Here is a 6,411-nt window from a genome sequence, read left to right as displayed (position 1 = left end):
CCCCCACCCCCTCCTCCACCAAGACCGGGCTGGTCCCCGAGACGCTCGGCGAGGTCTGCCTGCCGGTGCTGTCGTGCCAGGACCCCGAGGCGGTCGAGTCGACGTCGCCGCGTCCGACGCCCACGACGTCGGGCGGGCCCACGCAGCCGCCGCGCGAGTGGGGCGAGGAGTTCTGGGGGGCGCAGACGCGCCCGCCCACGCCGCCGGAGAGCCGGCCCCAGACGGTGGACAGCGGGCGGCCGGTCACCGCGACGGAGCGGGCCGACGCCGACGAGCCGCGGGTGGACCTGCTGTGGCCCAACCCGTTCGCCCACGAGCTGGCGGTGCCGATGCAGGATCAGCGGGTGGTGCGGCCGAGCCCGCCCGCCTCCGACGTGCTGGGGACCGCGCTGACCATCGCGTTGCTGGGCTCGGCGGTGCTGGCCACGCGGATCGTGCAGCAGCGGCGCCTGCGTACGGAACCCGCCGAGTCGATCCCGTTCGAACCGGCGCGGGCCGGGAACGGACGCCACCGGCTGGCCTGACGGCCAGCCGGGCAGCACGCCCGGCACGACTGGCAGGCCCGGCACGGTACACAGGACGGCGGTCCACAGGACGGCGGCCCACGCACACCTCTCCGGGGTGCGTGGGCCGCCTGCCGCGCGGGGTCCGGTTGGTTAGCCGCCGATGGCGTGGACGCCGCCGTCCACGTGGACGATCTCGCCGGTCGTGGCCGGGAACCAGCCGGACATCAGGGCCACGCACGCGCGCGCGGCGGGGCCGGTGTCGGAGAGGTCCCAGCCGAGCGGCGCCTTCTCCGGCCAGCTGTCCTCGAACTCCTTGAAGCCCGGGATCGACTTGGCCGCCATCGTGCGCAGCGGCCCGGCCGCCACCAGGTTGACCCTGATGTTGTGCTTGCCCAGGTCACGGGCCAGGTAGCGGTTGCACGACTCCAGGCCGGCCTTGGCCACGCCCATCCAGTCGTAGACCGGCCACGCCTTGGAGGCGTCGAAGTCGAGGCCGACGACCGCGCCGCCCTCCTTCATCAGGGGCAGGCAGGCGACCGCCAGCGACTTGTAGGAGAAGGTGGAGACTTGCAGGGCGGTGGCGACGTCCTCCCACGAGGTGTTGAGGAAGTTGCCGCCGAGCGCCGTCTGCGGGGCGAAGCCGATCGAGTGGACCACGCCGTCGAGGCCGTCCACGTGCTCGCCGACCCGGGCCGCCAGCGTGTCGAGGTGCTCGTTGTTCTGGACGTCGAGCTCCAGCACCGGCGCCGGCGCGGGCAGCCGCTTGGCGATGCGCTCGACCAGGCTCAGCCTGCCGAACCCGGTGAGCACGACCGTGGCGCCCTCCTCCTGCGCCAGCTTGGCCACCGAGAACGCGATCGAGGCGTCGGTGAGCACGCCGGTCACGAGGATCCGCTTGCCTTCGAGAATGCCCACGTCAGTGCCCCATTCCGAGTCCGCCGTCGACCGGGATCACGGCCCCGGTGATGTAGGAGGCGTCGTCGCCGGCCAGGAACCGCACGACGCGCGCGACCTCCTCCGGGGCCGCCTGCCGCCCGAGCGGGATGTTGGCGACGATCGCCGCCTGGTCGAGCTCGGCCGTCATGTCGGTGGCGACGAAGCCGGGCGAGACCACGTTGACCGTGATGTTGCGCGAGCCGTATTCGCGGGCCAGCGAACGGGCGAAGCCGATCAGGCCGGCCTTGGAGGCGGCGTAGTTGGCCTGGCCCGCCTGGCCGGTCAGGCCGATGACGGAGGAGATGAGGATGATCCGGCCGCGCTTGAGCTTCATCATGGGCCTGATGGCCCGCTTGGCCACGCGGTAGGCGCCGGTCAGGTTGGCGTCGATGACGTCGGTGAAGGTCTCTTCCTTCATCATCGCGAGGAGCGTGTCTTTGGTGATGCCCGCGTTGGAGACCACGACCTCGACCGGGCCGTGCTCGGCCTCGGCCTTGTCGAAGGCGGCCTCGACGTCGGCCATGCTGGTGACGTCGCAGCGCACGCCGAACAGGCCCTCGGGCGGCTCCCCCGATCGGTAGGTGACCGCGACGGCGTCGCCTGCCGCGGCGAGTTCACGGGCGATCGCGAGGCCTATGCCGCGATTGCCTCCGGTGACGAGTACAGAGCGTGCCATGGCACCTGACGCTACCTTCTCCACGCCGGTATCTGCTTGTCCGGGAGGCACAAGATCACAGGGTTAGGATCGTGGACATGCGCCAGATCGATCCCGATTTCCTGGAGCTGCCGCTGCGGCAGCTCGCGGACGCCGCCTTGCAACGCGCTCGCGACCTCGGCGCCGAGCACGCCGACTTCCGGCTGGAGCGCGTCAGGGCCGAGACGCTCAGCCTCTATGATGCCCGGCTCGAAGGAGCCATGGACGCCGACGACCTCGGCTACGCCGTGCGCGTCGTCAAGGGCGGCACGTGGGGGTTCGCCGCCGGCATCCACCTGACGCCCGAGGCGGCCGCCGTGGTGGCCGAGCAGGCGGTGCGGGTGGCGGAGGTGAGCGCCCCGGTCAACAGGGAGCCCATCGAGCTGGCCCCCGAGCCGGTGCACGCCGACGCCGTGTGGGTCTCGGCCTACGACGTGGACCCGTTCGAGGTGCCGTCGGCGGAGAAGGTCGCCCTGCTGGCGGAGTGGTCGGCCGGGCTGATGAAGGGCGCCGACCACGTCTCGGCGCGGCTGCTCCAGGTCAAGGAACAGAAGTTCTACGCCGACACGGCCGGCACGCTCACCACGCAGCAGCGGGTGCGGGTCTATCCCAGGCTCAACGCGATGAAGGCGCACGCGAGCGGGTTCGACGACATGTCGACCGTCGCGCCGCCGGTGGGCCGGGGCTACGAATACCTGACGGGCACCGGATGGGACTGGCAGGGCGAGCTGGCCAGGCTGCCCGAGCTGCTGGCGGAGAAGCTGGCGGCGCCGTCGGTCGAGGCGGGCGACTACGACCTGGTGGTCGATCCGTCCAACCTGTGGCTGACGATCCACGAGTCGATCGGCCACGCGACCGAGCTGGACCGGGCGCTCGGCTACGAGGCGGCCTACGCGGGCACCAGCTTCGCCACGTTCGACCAGCTGGGCGAGCTGGTCTACGGCTCGCCGCTGATGAACGTGACCGGCGACAGGACCGTCACGCACGGCCTGGCCACGGTCGGCTACGACGACGAGGGCGTGCAGGGGCAGAGCTTCGACATCGTCAAGGACGGCGTCCTGGTGGGCTACCAGCTCGACCGCCGGATGGCGCTGATGAAGGGGTTCGGGCGCTCCAACGGGTGCGCGTTCGCCGACTCCCCCGGCCACATGCCGATCCAGCGCATGGCCAACGTGTCGCTGGCGCCGGCGCCGGACGGGCCCTCGACCGAGGAGCTCATCTCGGGCGTCGAGCGGGGCCTCTACATCGTCGGTGACAAGAGCTGGTCGATCGACATGCAGCGCTACAACTTCCAGTTCACCGGCCAGCGGGCGTACAAGATCTCGCACGGGAAGCTGGCCGGGCAGGTCAGGGACTTCGCCTACCAGGCGACGACCACGGACTTCTGGCAGTCGATGGAGGCCGTCGGCGGGCCGGACACGTACGTGCTCGGCGGCGCCTTCAACTGCGGCAAGGGCCAGCCGGGGCAGGTCGCGCCGGTCAGCCACGGCTGCCCCTCGGCGCTGTTCAGGGGCGTGCGGATCCTCAACACGGTGCAGGAGGGCGGGAAGTGAGCGAGCACGGATTCTCGGGGGGCCAGGCGGGCTCGCCGGTCCAGACCTCTCCTCAAGAGATGGTGGAGAGGGCGCTGGAGCTCTCTCGCAACGACGGTTGCGTGGTCCTCGTGGACGAGGGGTCCACGGCCAACCTGCGGTTCGCGGGCAACACGCTGACCACCAACGGCGTCGCCCGGTCCGCGCGGCTGACCGTGATCTCGATCGCGGGGCAGGGCGTGGGGGTGGTGTCGCGGGCCGCCGTACGCGATGAGCAGCTCGCCGACGTGGTGGCGGCGGCCGACGCCGCGGCGCGGGACGCGCAGCCCGCGGAGGACGCCAGGCCGCTCGTCGAGGGCGTGCCCGGGTCGCCGCACTGGGACGATCCCGTCCGGCCGACCGACTTCGGGGTGTTCGAGACGTTCGCGCCCGCGCTCGGCGACGCGTTCGCCGCGGCGGAGGCGGGCGGCAGGAGGCTGTACGGGTTCGCCGAGCACTCCGTGAACTCGACCTTCCTCGGCACGTCCGCCGGCCTGCGGCTGCGCCACGACCAGCCGACCGGGCGGCTGGAGCTCAACGCCAAGTCCGCCGACCTCAAGCGCTCGGCGTGGACGGGCGTGTCCACGCAGGACTTCACGGACGTCGACGTGGCCGCGCTCGGCTCCTCGCTGGCGCAGCGCCTGGAGTGGGCCAAGACCCGGGTGGACCTGCCCGCCGGGCGCTACGAGACGCTGCTGCCGCCGAGCGCGGTGGCCGACCTGATGATCTACCTGTACTGGTCGGCGGGGGCCAGGGACGCGCTCGACGGGCGTTCGGTGTTCGCCAAGCCGGGCGGGGGCACGCGCGTGGGCGAGCAGCTCGCCACGCTGCCCGTCACGCTGTCGAGCGATCCGGGGGCGGCGGGCATCGCGTGCCCGCCGTTCGTGACGGCGCACGCCTCCAGCCGGGAGAGCTCGGTCTTCGACAACGGGCTGCCGCTGGGACCGACCGACTGGATCAAGGACGGGCGGCTGGAGGCGCTGCTGCAGACCCGCTACTCGGCGGAGCTGAGCGGGCTGCCGGTGACGCCGGGCATCGACAACCTGATCATGGCCGGGGCCGGCGACGGGCGGTCGCTGGAGGAGATGATCGCCTCGACACGGCGCGGCCTGCTCGTCACCTGCCTGTGGTACATCCGCGAGGTCGATCCGCAGACGCTGCTGGTGACCGGGTTGACCAGGGACGGGGTCTACCTGATCGAGCACGGTGAGGTGGTGGGCGAGGTGAACAACTTCCGGTTCAACGAGAGCCCGGTGGACCTGCTCGGGCGGGTGAGCGAGGTGGGGGCCAGCGAGCGGACGCTGCCGCGGGAGTGGAACGACTACTTCCAGCGGACGGTGATGCCGGCGGTGCGGGTGCCCGACTTCAACATGTCCACGGTGAGCCAGGCCAGCTGACCTTCGTTTCCGTCCGTCTGTGGTCGGCGCGGCGGGGTGAGTCGGGTTGCGCCGACCCGTCGCCCGTTTTGGAGGTGGGCGGCTCCTGCTGAGAGGTCTTGCCCGCCTCCTGAAGAGCTGTTGGCCGCGCGCCGCCAGGGGCCTCGCCCCTCGGCAGCTCAGCGGGGGTCGCTAGCGGCGGCTCAGCAAGGGTCCGCTCAGCGGGGGCCCAGGAGGGGTCCGCTGAGGGGGCTCAGGAGGGATTTGCTCAGCGGGGGCCGAGGAGGGCGCCGAGGGCGTGGCTGAGGGCTTCGCCGAGCGTCTTGGCGCATACGTCGTAGCCTTCCGGCGGGCCGCCGTACGGGTCGTACACCTCCAGCGCCCGCCGGTGCTCGCGGCGCTCAGCGGCCGACTCGACGATCGCGCGGGCCCGCTCGGCCGTGTCGGACCGGTAGCGGCGGTGTCCCGCGCCCGCCGCGAGCCCGGCGAACTCCGGCAGCGTGAACGTCTTACGCGCCGCATCCGGATCGAGCCCGATCGCGACGGCCGCGTGCCCGGCCTCCATCGTCAGCAGCAGGTCCGCCTCCCTGACGAGGCCGAGTTCGAGCGGTCTGGCCCGGTGCGCCCTGCCGTCGAGCCCCAGCTTGTCCAGGGCGCTGATCGCGTGCGGGGCCATCGGGTGGCCGGTCAGCGCGCGGACGCCCGCGCTTCCCGTGGACACGGGGAAGGCCGAGGAGTGGAGCATCGCCTTGGCGATCACTTCGGCCATGGCGGAACGGCAGATGTTCGCCGTGCACACCAGCAGAATGCGGAACTCACCGCTCACATCGGCCAATCTAGCCGCTTCCAACTGATCGGGAGAGACGGATTTAGGGGAACGCGGTCCCGGCGCCTGGCGGTGATCAGCCTGCGGTGCGGTGCTCGCGTCTGGACGGTCAACGGCTGAGCGGTCAACGGCTGGGCGGGAACCACGCGAGCCGACTGTGGGCATCGTGGCTCCCATGCGCAAGAGCCCGACGCCGGTCCCTGAGAGCCCCGGTCGCTGGTCCAGGTGCAGGGAGCGACGCATGGGCTATCACGTCGCTGGCCCGAAGGCAGGTGACCGCCTGGCAGGCCATCAGGTCGCCCTGGGCTGGTTGGAGCTTGAGGGCTGAGGGTCACTCGGCCTGGTTCAGCACCAGGCTGGTTCAGCCACCTCCGGCCGGTTCAGCCGCCCCGCGCCCGCTCAGCCACCTTGAGCTCGTTTAGCAGCCTTGGGCCGGTTAGCCGCCACCTTGGGATGGTTCAGGAGGCTTTGGGGTGCCGCTGGGGGCGCTGTGGGCGGGTCT

Annotated in this window: 6 protein-coding genes; 3 read left to right on the top strand and 3 right to left on the bottom strand. The window is 71.8% G+C overall.

What is annotated here, in order from left to right; all coding sequences use genetic code 11:
* A partial coding sequence (locus ETD85_RS64160) for a hypothetical protein (protein ID WP_206059580.1) occupies nt 1-524 on the top strand: 524 nt, incomplete at its 5' end.
* A gap of 132 nt (nt 525-656) precedes the next feature.
* Here ETD85_RS64160 and fabI read toward each other — a convergent pair.
* Together fabI and ETD85_RS59245 are read right to left on the bottom strand one after the other, a co-directional pair.
* On the bottom strand, nt 657-1,421 hold the full coding sequence (gene fabI / locus ETD85_RS59250) for an enoyl-ACP reductase FabI (protein WP_138698584.1): 765 nt from the start codon (nt 1,419-1,421) through the stop codon (nt 657-659).
* Nucleotide 1,422: 1 nt separating this feature from the next.
* Nucleotides 1,423-2,118 carry a beta-ketoacyl-ACP reductase gene (locus tag ETD85_RS59245; protein ID WP_138698583.1) on the bottom strand — a complete coding sequence of 232 codons (696 nt, stop codon included), beginning with the start codon at nt 2,116-2,118 and terminating at the stop codon, nt 1,423-1,425.
* 77 nt (nt 2,119-2,195) lie between these two features.
* Here ETD85_RS59245 and ETD85_RS59240 point away from each other — a divergent pair, with 77 nt between their 5' ends.
* Nucleotides 2,196-3,689, top strand: a complete 1,494-nt coding sequence (locus ETD85_RS59240) for a TldD/PmbA family protein (RefSeq protein ID WP_138698582.1) — start codon at nt 2,196-2,198, stop codon at nt 3,687-3,689.
* A gap of 59 nt (nt 3,690-3,748) precedes the next feature.
* Nucleotides 3,749-5,104 (top strand): metallopeptidase TldD-related protein, encoded by a 1,356-nt coding sequence (locus tag ETD85_RS59235; protein ID WP_138698585.1) that lies wholly within the window; start codon nt 3,749-3,751, stop codon nt 5,102-5,104.
* 247 nt (nt 5,105-5,351) lie between these two features.
* Here the strand turns inward: ETD85_RS59235 and ETD85_RS59230 are convergent, their stop codons facing one another.
* Nucleotides 5,352-5,909 carry an arsenate reductase/protein-tyrosine-phosphatase family protein gene (locus tag ETD85_RS59230; protein WP_170247449.1) on the bottom strand — a complete coding sequence of 186 codons (558 nt, stop codon included), beginning with the start codon at nt 5,907-5,909 and terminating at the stop codon, nt 5,352-5,354.
* Nucleotides 5,910-6,411 lie beyond the last annotated feature (502 nt).

The organism is Nonomuraea zeae (assembly GCF_005889725.1).
GTDB classification, from domain to species: domain Bacteria; phylum Actinomycetota; class Actinomycetes; order Streptosporangiales; family Streptosporangiaceae; genus Nonomuraea; species Nonomuraea zeae.
The sequence above is the reverse complement of the archived record's forward strand: the minus strand, read 5'-3'. Positions and strand labels throughout refer to the sequence as shown.

What these genes read in the sequence shown, in the direction of transcription:
- ETD85_RS59245 (WP_138698583.1), bottom strand. Translation starts at nt 2,118, where the DNA reads ATGGCACGCTCTGTACTCGTCACCGGAGGCAATCGCGGCATAGGCCTC.
- ETD85_RS59240 (WP_138698582.1), top strand. Translation starts at nt 2,196, where the DNA reads ATGCGCCAGATCGATCCCGATTTCCTGGAGCTGCCGCTGCGGCAGCTC.
- ETD85_RS59235 (WP_138698585.1), top strand. Translation starts at nt 3,749, where the DNA reads ATGGTGGAGAGGGCGCTGGAGCTCTCTCGCAACGACGGTTGCGTGGTC.